Consider the following 15,416-nt stretch of genomic DNA (forward strand, 5'->3'; position numbering starts at 1 on the left):
CGGCGTCGCTCCTCCCGGTGGTCGAAGCGGGCGGCCCGACGGCGCCCTCCGATCCCGAGCGCGTCGCGACGATCCTCACGCGCCCTCTCGATCCCGTCTCGCTTCAGGAGGCGCTCCGCCGGGCGGGCGCCCACGCGAAGCTCCTCGGCGAGCTCCACGAGCTGAGGCGGCGCGTCGAGGATCAGGGGAAGGAGCTTCGCGAGCTGAACCGGATCGGCATCGCCCTCTCGTCGGAGCGCAACCGCGACGCCCTCCTCGCGATGATCCTGACGAAGTGCCGCGAGATCACGTCGGCCGACGCGGGGAGCCTCTACCTCGTCGAGAGAAAAGAGGGGGCCGCCCCCTCCGAGACCGATTTCTTCGCCGACAAGTGCCTCCTCTTCAGCCTCGCGCAGAACGACAGCGTCAACGTCCCGTTCAGGGCCTCGAGGATGGAGATCAGCCGCCAGAGCCTCGCGGGGTACGCGGCCCTCACCGGAGAGCCGCTCCACATCGAGGACGCGTACGCGATCCGGGGGGACGCCGAGTACCGCTTCAACCGCGCCTTCGACACCGCCTCCGGGTACCGGACCAAGTCGCTCCTCATCATCCCGATGCGGAACCACAAGGACGAGACGATCGGCGTCCTCCAGCTCATCAACCGGAAGCGGGACGCCCGGGCGACCCTGACGGGCCCGGCGGCGGTGGACGATCAGGTGATCCCCTTCGGGAGGCGCACGACGGAGCTGGCGTCGTCCCTTTCCAGCCAGGCCGCGGTCGCCATCGAGAACGCCCGATTGTACGAGGAGATCCAGATCCTCTTCGAGGGGTTCATCCGGGCGTCGGTGACGGCGATCGAGAGCCGCGATCCGACCACGTCCGGGCACTCCGAGCGCGTCGCGGTCCTGACGGTCGGCCTCGCCGAGAGAGTCGATCGCGTGGAGGCGGGCCCCTACGCGGGCCGGCGCTTCTCGCGCACCGACCTCAAGGAGATCAAGTACGCGTCGCTCCTCCACGACTTCGGGAAGATCGGCGTGAAGGAGAACGTCCTCCTCAAGGAGAAGAAGCTCTACGCCCACGAGCTCCAGGCGATCCGCGATCGCTTCGCGATCGTGCGGCGCTCGCTCGAGCTCGACGCCTCGCGCCGGAAGCTGCGCCACTTCCTGGAGCTCGGGCGCGAGGAGGCGATGGCGGCCGCGGCCTCGGTCGACCCCGATCTCGCCGCGCGCCTCGCCGAGCTCGATCGCTTCCTCGAGACGGTCGTCCAGTCGAACGAGCCGACGGTCCTGAAGGAGGAGGGCTCCGCGCTCCTCAAGGTGATCGCCGCGACGCTCGTCGAGGACGCCGAGGGGAAGCCGGTCCCCCTCCTGTCGCCCTGGGAGGCGGCGAACCTCGGCATCGGGAGGGGCTCCCTGAGCCCCGAGGAGCGGCGCGAGATCGAGTCGCACGTCACGCACACCTTCCAGTTCCTGTCGAACATCCCGTGGACGCGCGAGCTGAGGCAGGTGCCGCGGATCGCCTACGCGCACCACGAGAAGCTCAACCGATCGGGGTACCCGCGCGGCATCGGCTCGGGTGACATTCCGCTCGAGTCGAAGATGATGACGATTGCGGACATCTACGACGCGCTGACGGCCAAGGACCGCCCCTACAAGCGATCGATGCCCGTGCAGAAGGCGCTCGACATCCTGACGTCCGAGGTGAAGGAAGGAAAGGTCGATCCGGATCTGTTCCGGCTCTTCACCGAGGCGCGCGTCTACGATCTCGTCGGCACACCGGCCGCCGGGCGATGAACCCAGCCGTGAAGAGAGGAAAGGGAGGCACCGTGACCGAGCACGTGTACAAGGCGATCGAGCTCACCGGCTCGTCGAAGAAGAGCCTCGAGGACGCCGTCGAGAAGGCCGTCGCGCGGGCGTCGAAGACCGTGAGGAACATGCGCTGGTTCCAGGTCACGGACACGCGCGGCTACATCGAGAAGGGGAAGATCGCGTACTGGCAGGTGACCGTGAAGATCGGCTTCACCCTCGAGCCGGCGTGACGAGGCGCGGAATCCGCGTCGCGACGCTCACCGTGGCGCTGGCGGCCGGGCTCTCGGTCGGGTGCCCGCAGGGGGACGCGCGCACCCGCGAGATCGTCGAGAGGGCCACGGCCGGGCGAGGCGCCTACGAGACGCTCGCGCATCTGACCGACCGGATCGGGCCGCGCCTCTCCGGGTCCGCGGGGCTCGAGAAGGCGGTCGCCTGGACGTCCCAGGAGTTGCGGGCCGCCGGCCTCGACGCCGTCCACACCGAGAAGGTGATGGTGCCGCACTGGGTCCGCGGCGTCGAGACGGGCCGCCTCGTCGCTCCCGTCGATCGCCCTCTCGCGCTGACCGCGCTCGGCGGAAGCGTCGCCACGCCCGCCGACGGGATTGAGGCCGAGGTGATCGAGGCGTCGAGCTTCGACGAGCTGAAGGCCGCGGGGGATCGCGCGAAGGGGAGAATCGTCCTCTACAACAGGCCCATCCTTCCGAACTCCGAGGACCACGGATACGGCTCGGCCGTGAAGCTGCGGACGGAAGGGGCGAGCGAGGCGGCGCGCCTGGGCGCGGTGGGGACGATGGTCCGCTCGCTCGGCACGGCCTCCTTCCGCATCCCGCACACCGGGGCGATGCGCTACAAGGACGACGCGCCGAAGATCCCCGCGACCGCGATCTCGGCGGAGGACGCGGAGCTGATCCACCGGCTCATTTCGGCGGGGGAGACGGTGCGGGTCCGGCTCACGCTCGGCTGCGAGACGCTCCCCGACGCCGAGTCGGCCAACGTCGTGGCGGATCTGCGCGGCCGCGAGGCCGGGGACGAGATCGTCCTCATCGGCGCCCACCTCGACTCGTGGGATCTCGCCACCGGCGCCATCGACGACGGCGCCGGGGTCGCGATCGTGATCGAGGCCATGCGGGTGCTCAAGTCGCTCGGCGCCCCGCCGAGGCGGACGATCCGCGCCGTCCTCTTCACCAACGAGGAGAACGGGCTCAAAGGGGGAAAAGGGTACGCCGCGGATCACCAGGGGGATTGGAGCCGGCACGTGGCGGCGATCGAGAGCGACAGCGGCGGCGGGATGCCGACGGGGTTCACGGTGAAGGCGGGCGACGGCGGCGTCGAGATGATCGAGCGGCTCTTCCCCGGCCTCGCGGGATCCCCAGACTTCGACGTCAAGAAGGGTGGAGGGGGAGCCGACATCGGGCCGCTGCTGGCGGGCGGGGTGCCTCAGATCGGCCTGCGGCAGGATGGAACCCACTACTTCGACTGGCACCACTCGCCGGCCGACACGCTCGACAAGATCGATCCCGCGGAGCTGAGCCTGAACGTGGCCGCGATGGCGGCGCTGGCCTGGGAGCTGGCGGAGGCCCCCGAGACGCTGCCGCGCCCGGCCCCCGAGGTCGACGCCGAGGAGTCGGCGCCCGCCAAGCCCGCGGTGAAGTAGTCGTCGGTGAAGGAACCGGGGCTCAGTCGAGCCAGACGAGGACGCGCTCCTTCTCCTCTTCCACCTGCACGACGAGCCCTGGGCCGCGGTTGAGAAGGTCTTCCATCTTGACCGTCGGCTGCAAGGGGGCGTCCCCGATCTCGAGATCGTCGTCGAAGGAGTGCTTCGCGATCTTTCGCACCAGCCACAGGGGAACCGACGCGGTGATCAGCTTGTCCTCCCCGGCGTCGTAGGCCCAGACGTGCACCGAGTGGGCGCGCCCCCTCTTTTCGACCGGGATGCGCTCGATCCTCTCGACCTTCGCCCACGCCGACTGGTATCTCGGCCCGAGGTCGCCGGGGGCCCGCTCGACCCAGAAGCCGCAGCCGGCCGTCGCCGCCGCCACGACCGCAATCACCGCGAGCGCGCACCTCTTGATCCGTCTCACGCTTACCCCGAAGGTGAAGGCCCGCAGATTGCCGGGCGCGACGGGGCCCCTACGCGACGGGCGCGCCCCGGGTTCCCGGTGCGGCCGGGAAAGTTAACGATGGCTTAACCTGACCGTCACGTCGCGGTGCGGGCCGTGATGTCCAATGTCCCCGTCAAAGGGACGACGCGGACCGGAAGCCGGAGCGGGAGCGCTCCGACCCCGATCGCAAGACTCTAAGGAGAACAACGGATGCTGAGAAGGTCGATCTACCTGGCGGGAATCGCCCTGATCCTCACGGCGATGGGCACGGCCCCCCGCGCCGATGAGGTCAAGACGGATCTTTCGAAGGGGGGACCGACGTTCCAGTCGGGGGACAACAGCCTCACGATCGGCGGCTTCGCCCAGTTCCGGTACACCGGCGACAGCCGCGAGCAGTTCGACGCCGACACGGCCGGTGCCGGCGTGGGAGGCAACGACGGCTACTCGCAGCAGTTCGCCGTCCAGAGGGTGAGGCTCATCCTCACCGGCGGCATGTACAAGAGCTGGCTCCGGTACGAGCTCGAGTGGGAGTTCGCGAACACCTCCGGGAGCAACGACAACAAGGTGAAGGACGCGGTGATCCAGCTCGCGAAGTGGAACCTGTTCACCATCAGGATGGGGCAGTTCAAGACTCCATTCAGCCTCCAGGAGATCACCTCCGACACGCGGCTGCAGTTCGTCGATCGGGCGATCACGAACACCAAGTACGCCCCCGGCCGCGACATCGGGTTCGCGCTGGGCGGTCTGACCAAGGACAGAAAGCTCGGGTACAGCGCCGGCATGTTCAACGGCGCGGGAGAGTCGAAGCCGCAGGAGGACCAGGGGTTGATGTACGTCGGGCGCGCGTGGTGGGACCCGCTGGGCGAGTACAGGACCGCAGAGTCGGCGAACGACGCCCCGAAGAAGAACATCTTCCACGTCGGCGTCGCCGCCCGGACCGGGGAAGTCCACCGCGGCACCGCGACCGCCGGCGTCTTCGAGAACCCCAACAACGAGTCGGCCTACAACCTCGAGCTCGCGTGGCGCTACAAGCGGATGTTCGCGACGGGTGAGTACTTCCTGATGGCCGACGTCCAGGACAACCCGGCGGTGGCCCCCACGGTCCGCTCGGACGGATGGCACGCGCAGTTTGGCTACATGATCACCCCCAACAACTTCGAGGTCGCGCTCCGCTACGCCCAGATCGACCCGGACGAGGACATCGTGAACGACAGAGTCTCGGAGGAGCGGCTCGCGCTCAGCTACTACTTCGTGGGCCACAACCTGAAGCTCCAGGCGGACGGCGGCAGGCTCTCGTTCGGATCGGCCCTCTCGGATCCCGCGTACCCGACGATCGCGTCACGCAATCTCTCGATCCCGACCCCCGGCGTGCGCCTCGCGGGGATCCGGCACTACACGGACAGCCAGTACCGCCTCCAGATGCAGATTCGCTTCTAGACGTTCATGGAGACCTCACAGATGATGAGCAAGCTCGCACGACGCGCCCTCGTCCTCGGGGCGGGATTCCTCGCCGGCGGCCTGGTCTACGCCGAGGCGATTCAGGTGGATTCGGGGATCGCCGGGTACAGGAAGGCGACCGGCGTCTCGGGAAACCTGAACTCGATCGGCTCGGACACGCTCAACAACGTGATGACGCTCTGGGCCGAGGGTTTCCAGAAGCAGTACCCGAACGTGAAGATCCAGATAGAGGGGAAGGGATCGGGGACGGCCCCCCCGGCGCTGATAGCCGGAACCGCTCAGCTCGGGCCGATGAGCCGGCTCATGAAGGACACCGAGCTCGACGAGTTCGACAAGAAGTACGGCTACAAGCCGACGCCGATCCGGGTCGCCCTCGACGGCCTGGCCGTCTACGTGAACAAGGACAACCCCCTCGAGAAGCTCACGCTCCCGGAGATCGACGCGATCTTCTCGAAGGGCCGCAACGGCGGGTTCGGGAAGGACATCACGACCTGGGGGATGCTCGGGCTGACCGGGGACTGGTCCTCGCGCCCCATCAGCATGTACGGGAGGAACTCCGCCTCCGGGACGTACGGGTACTTCAAGGAGCACGCCCTCTTCAAGGGGGACTACAAGGACACGGTCAAGGAGCAGCCCGGCTCGGCGGCGGTCGTGCAGGGTGTGACCGAGGATGCCGGAGGCATCGGCTACAGCGGCATCGGGTACAGGACGTCGGGGGTCAAAGCCCTCAAGATCGCGACGAAGGAAGGAGGCGAGTACTCCGAGCCGACGTACGCGACCGTCGAGTCGGGGAAGTATCCGATCTCGCGGTACCTCTACGTGTACGTCAACCGGGCCCCCGGGAAGAAGCTCGACCCGCTCGTCGGGGAGTTCCTCCGATACGTCCTCTCCAGGGACGGGCAGGAGGTCGTGGTCAAGGACGGCTACCTTCCGCTCAAGGCTCCGGTGGACGCGGAGGAGACCGCAAAGATCCAGTGACGCTCGCCCGGACCTCGCGCCGAAGACGGCTCGCCGATCGGGGCGCGGGTGTCATCGTCAGCGCCGGCGGGATGCTGATCATCGCGGGCATCCTGGGGATCCTCTTCTTCATCGTCGTCGAGGTGCTGCCTCTGGCGGCCGGGGCGCGCGTGACCGGACGAGCCCCGGTCCGCCTCGACGGTCCCGCGCCCGGGGGCCTCGTGGCCGACGAGCGGCGGGCGCAGGTGGCGACCCTCGCGGCCGATGGCGTCTTCCGCATCACCGACGCCACGGACGGGCATGCCGTCTTCGAGCGGCGCGTCGCCGAGTCGTTCGCCGCCACGATCGTCTCGACGGACGGCCGTCACGTCGCGGGCTCGACGGCCGACGGCAAGCTCGTGCTCGTCCCGGCGCGGTGGACGCAGAGCGTCGAGCCCCGGAGCGCTCCGCTCCCGGTCCACTCGGCCCCGATCGAGATCACGGTGGACCCGGCGGGGCGTGAGACCGGCGTCTTCACGGCCGCGGTCGAAGGGTCCCGGACGCTCGGCGCGGCGCAGCTCGCCGACGGATCGATCGCGGTCGCGCGGAAGAGCGTCGAGGAGAACGCGATCACCGGCGAGACGAGCGAGGCCGTCTCGCGCTTCACGGCCCCGGACCCGGGGCGCCTCACGGCGCTCCTCGCGGATCCCGAAGGGCGAAACCTCTACGGCGGAGCTGCCGACGGCCGCATCCTCTGGTGGCCCCTGCGCGAGGCGGGGATCGAACCCGCGCGAACGAGCCGTGCGGGAGCGAAGATCACCTCGCTCGCGCTCCTCGCCGGGCACCGCTCGCTCGTCGTCGGGCAGGAGGACGGCTCCGTGAGCGTCTGGCTCCAGGTCCCCCGCGACGACGGGCGCGAGCTGACGCGCATCCGCGATTTCCCGCGGCGCCGGGCGCCGAACCGCGCGCTGGCGGCGTCGCCGCGCGGGCGCGTCTTCATGGCGATGGACGCGAGCGGCTCTCTCGCGCTCGTCTCCTCCACCGCCGAGAAAGTGCAATGGTCCGGCGAGGCGCCTTCCAGCGGCGTCTCCACCATCGCTTTCGCGCCGCGAGGCGACGCGATCTTCCTCGCCGGCGGCGGGGCTCTCTCGACCCTGGACGTCGTGAACCCTCACCCCGAGATCTCGTGGATGGCGCTCTTCGGGAAGATCTGGTACGAGGGGTATCCGGCGCCCGCGTACGTCTGGCAGTCGAGCGGGGGGTCGGACGACTTCGAGCCGAAGCTGAGCCTCGTTCCCCTTCTCGCCGGCACGTTGAAGGGAACCTTCTACTCCCTCGTCCTCGCCGTCCCGCTCGGCATCCTGGGCGCCGTGTACGCGTCGCAGTTCATCGGCTCGAAGGTTCGCCGCCTCGTCAAGCCCGCCGTCGAGATCATGGCGGCGCTTCCGAGCGTGGTCCTCGGGTTCATCGCCGGCCTGTGGCTCGCCCCGCGCATCGAGAGGCTGTTTCCGGCGCTCATCCTGATGATCGTCGTGCTGCCGGCCTCCGGGGTCATCGCGCACTTCGTGTGGCGGGCGGTCCCGCGCCGGATCACAGCGCGCTTCGCCGAGGGGACCGAGCTGTCCGTCTTCATCGTGGCCCTCGCCGCGGGAGGCGCGCTCTCTGTCGCCCTCGGCGCCCGGTTCCAGGCCACGGCCTTCGGCGGCTCGTTCCCGATCTGGCTCCGCCAGGCGACGGGCCTGCCGTTCGATCAGCGCAACGCGATCGTGGTCGGGATCGCGATGGGGTTCGCCGTCATCCCGATCATCTTCTCCATCACGGAGGATGCGCTGACGAACGTGCCGCGGCACCTCGCCTCAGCCTCCCTCGCCCTCGGGGCGACGAAGTGGCAGACGGTCGCGAGGGTGGTCCTGCCCGCGGCCTCCCCGGGGATCTTCGCGGCGGTCATGGTGGGCTTCGGCCGCGCCGTCGGCGAGACGATGATCGTCGTGATGGCCACCGGCAACACGCCGATCCTCGATTGGAACCCCTGGAACGGATTCCGGACCCTGTCCGCCAACATCGCGATCGAGATCCCGGAGGCGGCCCAGGGGGCGACGCTCTACCGGACGCTCTTCCTGTCGGCGCTCCTCCTCTTCGCGTTGACCTTCGTCGTGAACTCCGCCGCGGAGATCGTGAGGCAGCGTCTGCGCCGCCGGTACTCGGTGCTCTGAGATGGCGAAGCGGCTCCTGGAGCACTCGCTCGGCGCGATCTGCGGCGCCGCCCTCGCGATGAACCTCCTCCTCGTCGCAGGGCTCCTCGCCCTCATCGCGGCGAACGCCGTCCCCGCATTCTGGCAGCACAGGCTGGCGCTGCTGACGCTTCACGACGGCACCCGGATTCTCGGCGAGATTCGGGCCCGCGAGACGATCCCCGCGCGCCAGGGCGAAATCGCCTCCTCCGGCGCGCGGATCCAGGTGAAGACCGGGAACCGGGACGTGACGGGGGAGGACTTCCGCTGGATCGACGAGTCGCGGATTGCCGATCGCTCCTCTCCGGGCGACGCGGTCGTCCTCGAGCGGCTCGAGTACGGCCCGTTCTACGGCACCATGGCGGAGCTGCGAAACGGGAGCGACGTCGTGGCCCGCGGGAGCGAGGAGGTCTGGCGAGCGTTCGGCCCGATCCACGAGCGGGTCCTCGCCCGGCTCGCCGGGATCCGGAAGCCGGAGAGATCGTCCTCCGGGGCTCCGGGAGATCCGGCCTTCCTCGCCGGGCTCGCGTCGCTGCGCGAGCGGCTGTCGGGCGAGGTGCTCGTGATGACGACGGCCGACGGCCGATCGAGGGAGATCCCCGTGGCGAAGATCATCCGCGCCCTTCGCCCGAACGGCATGTCCACCGCCGGGCTCCTCGGGCTGTACCTGACGCGCGCCCGCGAGTTCCTGATGGACGATCCGCGGGAGTCGAACACCGAGGGGGGGATCTTCCCGGCGATCTTCGGGACGGTCCTCATGGTCTTTCTCATGACCTTCGCCGCCGCGCCGCTCGGCGTCCTGGCGGCCCTCTTCCTCCGCGAGTACTCGGCGCAGGGGATGCTCGTGCGCATGGTGCGCATCGCGGTGAACAACCTCGCGGGCGTCCCCTCGATCGTCTTCGGGATCTTCGGCCTCGGCTTCTTCGTCTACACCGTCGGCGGATCCATCGACGCGTGGTTCTTCGCCGAGCGCCTGCCCTCGCCGACCTTCGGCACGGGAGGGCTGTTGTGGGCGAGCCTCACGCTCGCGCTCCTCACGGTGCCCGTCGTCATCGTGGCGACCGAGGAGGGGCTGGCCGCGGTGCCCCGCGTGGTGCGGGAGGGGTCGCTCGCCCTCGGCGCGACGCGTTTCGAGACGGTGACGCGGGTGGTGCTGCCCGCGGCGATGCCGGGTATCCTGACGGGGATGATCCTGGCGATGGCGCGCGCCGCGGGAGAGGTGGCGCCGCTGATGATCGTCGGGATGGTCAAGCTCGCGCCGGCGCTCCCGATCGGCGGGTCGTTTCCGTTCGTGCACCTCGAGAGGAAGTTCATGCACCTCGGCTTTCACATCTTCGACCTCGGGTTCCAGAGCCCGAACGTCGAGTCGACGAAGCCGCTCGTCTTCGCCACCGCGCTCCTCCTCATCACGGTCGTGACCGTGATGAACCTCCTGGCGATCGCTCTCCGGAATCGCCTGCGCCGGAAGTATGCAACCAGCGCTTTCTGACCCGGAGGAGCGCGTGGGCTCGGAGAGGGCATCGCCGGCTCCCGACCCGGCGGTGCACCCCGCGATCGCGTCGGCGGTGCTGAAGGTGGCGGAGCTCTCGCTCTGGTACGGGAAGAGCCGGGCCCTCCACGCCATCACGCTCGATGTCGCCCCCCGGAGGATCACCGCGTTCATCGGCCCGTCGGGATGCGGAAAGTCGACGCTCCTCCGGTGCTTCAACCGGTTGAAAGATCTCGTCGCCGACACCCGCGTGGAGGGAAAGATCCTGCTCGAGGGGCTGGACATCCACGCCGCCGACGTGGACGTCAACGCGCTCCGGAAGCGCGTCGGGATGGTCTTCCAGAAATCGAACCCGTTCCCCAAGTCGATCTACGAGAACGTGGCGTACGGGTGCCGCATCCACGGGATGCGGAAACACCGGGAGCTCGATCCGATCGTGGAGAGAAGCCTGAGGGCGGCCGCGCTCTGGGACGAGGTCAAGGACCGCCTGCACGAGAGCGCCCTGGGACTTTCCGGCGGCCAGCAGCAGCGGCTCTGCATCGCGCGCGCGATCGCGGTCGAGCCGGAGGTGATCCTCCTCGACGAGCCGTGCTCGGCGCTCGACCCGCTCTCGACGGCGAGGATCGAGGAGCTGATGCAGGACTTGAAGAGCTCCTACAGCATCGTCATCGTCACGCACAACATGCAGCAGGCGTCGCGGGTCTCCGACTACACGGCGTTCCTGTACCTGGGGCGCCTCGTCGAGTACGGGGAGACGGAGCGCGTCTTCATCAACCCCATGAAGAAGCAGACCGAGGACTACATCACAGGGCGGTTCGGCTAGACGGAGGTCTTCGAGTGGAGAGCGTTCACAGGCACGGCGACGAGCTGATCGAGGCGATCGCGGGGCGCATCCTCGTGATGGGCGGCATCGTCGAGGAGACGATCGGGAGGGCCCTCGAGGCGCTGGTGTCGCGGGACTCCGAGGCGGCGCGGGCGGTGATCGCGGACGACAGCCGCGTGGACGCGATCGAGCTCGAGATCGACCATCTCTGCATGGAGGCTCTGGCGCTGCGGCAGCCCTTCGCGAGCGACCTCCGCTTGGTCACGACCGCGATGAAGATCGCGACCGACCTCGAGCGGATCGCCGATCTCGCGGTCAATCTGAGCGAGAGGGCGATCGAGCTGAACGTCGAGCCCCAGCTCAAGCCCTTCATCGACATCCCGATCATGGCGCAGCGCGCCCAGGAGATGGTCCACGGGGCGCTCGACGCGTTCGTGAGGCGGGACGCGACGCTCGCGCGGAGCCTCATCGGGATGGACGACGAGCTGGATCGCCGCCTCGAGCAGATCTTCCGCGAGCTCCTCTCGTACATGATCGAGGACCCGGCGACGATCACGCGCGCGCTGCGCCTCATCTTCGTCGCCAAGTACCTCGAACGGATCGGCGACCAGGCGACGAACATCTGCGAGCAGGTCGTCTACATGGCCGAGGGGCGCGTCATCAAGCACCCGGGAGTGCTTCCCCCGGAGAGGGGGGGGCGGCCGGAGTGACGGCGCTTCCCGCTCCCGCGGGAAACGTCAGCACGATCCGCGTCCCTCCTCCGGGCAGGTTCTCGGCGTGGACCGAGCCCCCGTGCAGCCGCATGAGGTGCTTGACGATCGCGAGACCGAGCCCCGTGCCGCCGGCCTCGCGGCTCCGCCCCCGATCCCGGCGGTAGAAGCGCTGGAAAATCCGCTCGAGATCCTCGGGCGGGACTCCCTCTCCGGTATCGTCGATGGTGACGGCGATCTTCCCCCCTTCGGAAGCAGCGCCCACGATCACGTGGCCGCCCGCTCTATTGAACTTGATCCCGTTGGCGATCACGTTGACGAGGATCTGATCGAGGCGTCTTCGATCGGCGAGCACCCTGAGGTCCGGCGGCACGTGCATGACGACGTCGACTGCGCGCGCCCGGGCCGGCGCCGTGAGCGCCGCGATGGAATCGGCGACGCACTCCTCGAGGTCCACCGGCTCGGGCTGGAGCGTGATCGACTCGGTCTCGATCAGCGAGAGGTCCGTCAGGTCGTCGAGGAGCGCCTGCATCCTCTCCGCATTCCGCCGGATCATCGCGAGAAACGTCGCGCGGTCGGCCTCGTCGGCCCCGGCGGGCCCGGAAAGGTTTTCGACCGCGGCCCGGAGCGACGCGAGGGGGGTCCGCAGCTCGTGGGAGACGTCGGCGATGAACTCGCGGCGAAGACGCTCGAGGGCCGAGAGCCTCGTCACGTCGAGGAAGAGGCCGATCGCGCCGAGGGGCGCCCCCTCGAGCGTGTCGAGGGGGGCGACGAGCACCTCGAACGATCGCTCCACGGGGAGCCGGACGTCGATCCGCGCCCGCGACTCCGCGCGGGCGCCCAGCGCCTTCGAGAAGACCTCCTGCACCCCGGGGTGTCGGATCACCTCCTCCAGGCGCCGCCCGTCGATCGTCATCGCCCCGAGATCCAGATCGCGGCGCAGGGATCTGTTCGCGAGGATGACCCGCCGCTCGGCGTCCACCGCGAGGAGCCCTTCGCGCATCCCCGAGAGGATCGTCTCGTGGAGCGAGCGCTCCTCCCGCAGCTCGCGGATGCGATCGAGGAGCGCCCGCCGCATCCTCTCGAGGCTCGACTCGAGGCGGCGGACCTCCGTCGGGCCGCCGCCGCCGACGATGGGCGCGTCGTAGCGCCCCGACGCGATCGTGTCGGCGCCCAGCGCGATCCGCTCGATGGGGCGCGAGAGCCCCCGCGTCAGCGCGGAGGCGATGGCGCCGAGGACGAGGAAGGAGGCGAGGGCCATCGCCGCGATGGCCGCGCGGAGCGAGCCGCCGCCGGACTCGAGGGCCGACGTCGGGACGGCCAGGCGCAGGAACCCGGAGGGGCCCGAGGGGCCGTCCATCCGGCGCGCCAGGTAGGACATCTCCACGCCGACGGTGGTGCTGAACCGCCTCGATCGCCCGCTCCCCGAGGCGATCGCCTCGCGGATCTCGGGGCGGCCGATGTGGTTCTCGAGCGTCGCGATCGCGGAAGGGGAGACGTCGCTATCGGCCACGACGACGCCGTTCGGGTCGATGAGCGTGACGCGCAACCCGAGAGCCGATCCCCACGCCTGCAGCGTCGCCTCGAGCGAGCCGGCGCCGGCGGGCTCCCCGGACTGCGGGAGGCGGCCGCGGAGGAGATCGGCCAGAAGCAGCGAGTCGCGCTCCAGCCGCTGCGTCGCGATCGTCCGCAGGCTCGACCGCAAAATGGCGTCGCCCACGAGATCGATGAGGAGGGCCGCGAGGAGGGAGAAGCCCAGGAGCGCGACGAGGAGGCGCCGCCGCATCGTCATCGAGGCGGCTGGCTCCTGTATCGGTAGCCCACTCCCACGACCGTCTCGATCCTCTCCCCCGCGCGCTCGCCGAGCTTCTGCCGGACGCGGAACATGTGGACGTCGACCGTTCGTGTCCCCTCGAAGTACTGGTACCCCCAGATCTTCTCGAGCAGGTGCTCCCGCGTGAGGACCCGCCCCTGCCCCCTGACGAGCGCCGCGAGCAGGTCGAACTCCTTGCGGGTGAGCGCGACGTCCTTCCCGTCCGCGGTGACGGTGTGCGCCTCGAAGTCCACCGCGACGAGGTCGTCCCGGAAGACGGCCGGGGCCGGGACCGCGCGCTCCTCGCGGCGCAGATGGGCCCGCACGCGGGCGAGCAGCTCCTTCATGCTGAAGGGCTTGGTGATGTAGTCGTCGGCCCCCATCTCGAGGCCGACGATCCGGTCGGTCTCCTCCACCCGGGCGGTGAGCATGACGATCGGGATCCGCGCGGTGGCGGGGGAGGACCTCACGGCCCGGCAGATCTCGAGGCCGTCGACTCCGGGGAGCATCAGATCGAGGAGGATCAGGTCCGCGGGCTTCTCACGGAGGGCGAGAAGGCCGCGCTCGCCCGTCTCGGCCGTCGCGACGGTGAACCCCCCTTCCTTCTCGAGGTGGTAGCGGATCGATCGCGCGAGGTCCTCCTCGTCCTCGATGAGGAGGATTCTACGGCGGGGGGCCGGCGCGGGCGGGGAGGAGGGGGCTTTTTTCATCTAAGATGCGGCGGTGCGGGCCCGGTGCCGGGGCCGCCTTGATGAGAGCATGGACGGGGAGCGTAGCGCCGGCATGTCGGTCGTGTAAACAATGAGTCAACGCGCGAAGCTCATCGGCTGGGCCCTCATCGCAGCCACCCCGGCCCTCCTCCTCCTCGGCGTCGAAGGGTGCGTGCGCCTCTTCGACGTGAGCCCCGCCTTCGAGCGCGACGCCGCCGTCCCGGCCTGGATGGATCGCAACATCCTCGTGAAGGACGCGCGATGGATGGACCTCCTCGCCGAGAGCCCGCGCGAGCTGCACGCCTTCTACGCGACGTACGAGTGGGACCGTTACCTCATCTACCGGATCCGGCCGAACGTCTCGATCCCCCTCACCGACGTCCTCGCCCCTCCGGGGATCCGCGAGCGCACGCGCTGGGTGCTGACGACGAACGGCAGGGGATTCCCCGGCCGCGAGGCGGCGTACGGCGCCCACCCCGGGACCTTCCGCGTCCTGGCGATGGGGGACTCGTCCACCTTCGGCTGGGGGGTCGGGAGCGAGGCGGCCTACCCGTCGGTCCTCGAGACGGAGCTGCGGGCGCGCCATCCCGGGGCCGGGGTCGAGGTGGTGAACCTGGCGATCTGCGGCTACTCGTCGCAGCAGGGGAAAGTGCTCCTCGACCGGGAGGGGCTTCGCTACCGCCCCGACGCCGTGACGATCTCGTACGGCTCGAACGACTGGTCGCGCGTCCCCGAGCCCTTCGACGAGATCTACGCGCGGAACTCCGGTGCGCTGGGGGCGCTGCGCGAGGCTCTCCACGCGAGCCGCGCGTACCAGATCTACACGGCCTTCCTCCTGAGGACGGTTCGGGGCCCCGGCGCTCGGGCCGCCGTCCCGGAGGCCGACGGGTCGATGCCGTGGAACGTGGGGCCGGAGAAGTCCGAGGCGAACCTGGTGGAGATGGTCGAGCGCGTGCGCGCGGCCGGCGCGGCGCCGATCCTGGTGTCGAACTGCTCCCCCGGCGCCATGGCCGACCCGATCCGGCGCGCGGCGTCGCGCACCGGCGCGCCGCTCATCGACGCCGAGGAGATCCTCTCGCGGGCGATCCCGGCCGTCGGGAGCGCGCCCGAGATGGCGGAGGAGAGGGCCCGCATCACCGGGATCTACGGCGCGGACCTCGTCGCCGAAAACCCGGAGCTGTGGGTCTACCTCGCGGATCGCTGCCATCCGAACGCGGTGGGGCAGCGCCTCCTGGCGCGCGCCGTGGCGGGCGCCGTCGAGGCCGTCCCGGGCTTCCCGACGGCCGCCTCCCGTTGATCGCGGCGTAGCGCCGGCGCACGGGCGTGCGTATAGTTCGTCCACTTCTCGGAGGGTTCG

At 69.8% G+C, this 15,416-nt stretch carries 13 protein-coding genes; 10 read left to right on the plus strand and 3 right to left on the minus strand.

Annotated elements, in window-relative coordinates; all coding sequences use genetic code 11:
• The 3 genes from HY049_15275 to HY049_15285 all read left to right on the plus strand — a co-directional run.
• The coding region (locus tag HY049_15275; GenBank protein ID MBI3450262.1) for a GAF domain-containing protein at window positions 1–1,772 on the plus strand (1,772 nt) is incomplete at its 5' end.
• A 32-nt stretch (window positions 1,773–1,804) separates the two neighbouring features.
• Window positions 1,805–2,017, plus strand: coding sequence for a dodecin domain-containing protein (locus tag HY049_15280; protein ID MBI3450263.1), 213 nt, complete (start codon window positions 1,805–1,807; stop codon window positions 2,015–2,017).
• Complete coding sequence (locus tag HY049_15285; protein MBI3450264.1) at window positions 2,014–3,441, plus strand: M20/M25/M40 family metallo-hydrolase; 1,428 nt, start codon at window positions 2,014–2,016, stop codon at window positions 3,439–3,441. The genes HY049_15280 and HY049_15285 overlap by 4 nt, the downstream gene beginning before the upstream one ends.
• A 22-nt stretch (window positions 3,442–3,463) precedes the next feature.
• Here HY049_15285 and HY049_15290 read toward each other — a convergent pair whose 3' ends face one another.
• Window positions 3,464–3,868, minus strand: coding sequence for a hypothetical protein (locus tag HY049_15290; GenBank protein MBI3450265.1), 405 nt, complete (start codon window positions 3,866–3,868; stop codon window positions 3,464–3,466).
• 231 nt (window positions 3,869–4,099) lie between these two features.
• Between HY049_15290 and HY049_15295 the strand changes: the two genes are divergently transcribed.
• The 6 genes from HY049_15295 (at window position 4,100) to phoU (ending at window position 11,536) form a co-directional block, all read left to right on the plus strand.
• A complete protein-coding gene (locus HY049_15295) occupies window positions 4,100–5,326 on the plus strand; it encodes a hypothetical protein (protein ID MBI3450266.1) in 1,227 nt (408 codons plus the stop codon).
• Between the two features lie 24 nt (window positions 5,327–5,350).
• Window positions 5,351–6,325 (plus strand): PstS family phosphate ABC transporter substrate-binding protein, encoded by a 975-nt coding sequence (locus HY049_15300; GenBank protein MBI3450267.1) that lies wholly within the window; start codon window positions 5,351–5,353, stop codon window positions 6,323–6,325.
• The gene (locus HY049_15305; protein ID MBI3450268.1) at window positions 6,322–8,496 is read left to right on the plus strand and encodes an ABC transporter permease subunit; all 2,175 of its coding nucleotides are present in this window, start codon (window positions 6,322–6,324) and stop codon (window positions 8,494–8,496) included. Before HY049_15300 ends, HY049_15305 begins: the two co-directional genes overlap by 4 nt.
• A 1-nt stretch (window position 8,497) precedes the next feature.
• Window positions 8,498–10,003 carry a phosphate ABC transporter permease PstA gene (gene pstA, locus HY049_15310; protein MBI3450269.1) on the plus strand — a complete coding sequence of 502 codons (1,506 nt, stop codon included), beginning with the start codon at window positions 8,498–8,500 and terminating at the stop codon, window positions 10,001–10,003.
• On the plus strand, window positions 9,984–10,826 hold the full coding sequence (locus HY049_15315) for a phosphate ABC transporter ATP-binding protein (GenBank protein MBI3450270.1): 843 nt from the start codon (window positions 9,984–9,986) through the stop codon (window positions 10,824–10,826). Before pstA ends, HY049_15315 begins: the two co-directional genes overlap by 20 nt.
• 77 nt (window positions 10,827–10,903) lie before the next feature.
• The gene (gene phoU, locus HY049_15320) at window positions 10,904–11,536 is read left to right on the plus strand and encodes a phosphate signaling complex protein PhoU (protein MBI3450271.1); all 633 of its coding nucleotides are present in this window, start codon (window positions 10,904–10,906) and stop codon (window positions 11,534–11,536) included.
• On the opposite strand, the gene HY049_15325 is transcribed toward phoU, so the two are convergent.
• Both HY049_15325 and HY049_15330 read right to left on the minus strand, forming a co-directional pair.
• Window positions 11,487–13,328 carry a HAMP domain-containing protein gene (locus HY049_15325; protein MBI3450272.1) on the minus strand — a complete coding sequence of 614 codons (1,842 nt, stop codon included), beginning with the start codon at window positions 13,326–13,328 and terminating at the stop codon, window positions 11,487–11,489. The two genes, phoU and HY049_15325, sit on opposite strands and share 50 nt — an antisense overlap.
• Complete coding sequence (locus HY049_15330; protein MBI3450273.1) at window positions 13,325–14,059, minus strand: response regulator transcription factor; 735 nt, start codon at window positions 14,057–14,059, stop codon at window positions 13,325–13,327. Before HY049_15330 ends, HY049_15325 begins: the two co-directional genes overlap by 4 nt.
• 91 nt (window positions 14,060–14,150) lie before the next feature.
• On the opposite strand from HY049_15330, the gene HY049_15335 reads away from it, so the two are divergent.
• Window positions 14,151–15,356, plus strand: a complete 1,206-nt coding sequence (locus HY049_15335) for a hypothetical protein (protein ID MBI3450274.1) — start codon at window positions 14,151–14,153, stop codon at window positions 15,354–15,356.
• Window positions 15,357–15,416 lie beyond the last annotated feature (60 nt).

The organism is Acidobacteriota bacterium, assembly GCA_016195325.1.
Classification (GTDB): Bacteria; Acidobacteriota; Polarisedimenticolia; order JACPZX01; family JACPZX01; genus JACPZX01.

Bases quoted from the DNA above. Each gene is read 5' to 3' on its own strand.
- HY049_15295 (MBI3450266.1), top strand. From the start codon at position 4,100: ATGCTGAGAAGGTCGATCTACCTGGCGGGAATCGCCCTGATCCTCACG.
- HY049_15300 (MBI3450267.1), top strand. From the start codon at position 5,351: ATGAGCAAGCTCGCACGACGCGCCCTCGTCCTCGGGGCGGGATTCCTC.
- pstA (MBI3450269.1), top strand. From the start codon at position 8,498: ATGGCGAAGCGGCTCCTGGAGCACTCGCTCGGCGCGATCTGCGGCGCC.
- HY049_15315 (MBI3450270.1), top strand. From the start codon at position 9,984: ATGCAACCAGCGCTTTCTGACCCGGAGGAGCGCGTGGGCTCGGAGAGG.
- phoU (MBI3450271.1), top strand. From the start codon at position 10,904: ATGGGCGGCATCGTCGAGGAGACGATCGGGAGGGCCCTCGAGGCGCTG.
- HY049_15325 (MBI3450272.1), bottom strand. From the start codon at position 13,328: ATGACGATGCGGCGGCGCCTCCTCGTCGCGCTCCTGGGCTTCTCCCTC.
- HY049_15330 (MBI3450273.1), bottom strand. From the start codon at position 14,059: ATGAAAAAAGCCCCCTCCTCCCCGCCCGCGCCGGCCCCCCGCCGTAGA.
- HY049_15335 (MBI3450274.1), top strand. From the start codon at position 14,151: ATGAGTCAACGCGCGAAGCTCATCGGCTGGGCCCTCATCGCAGCCACC.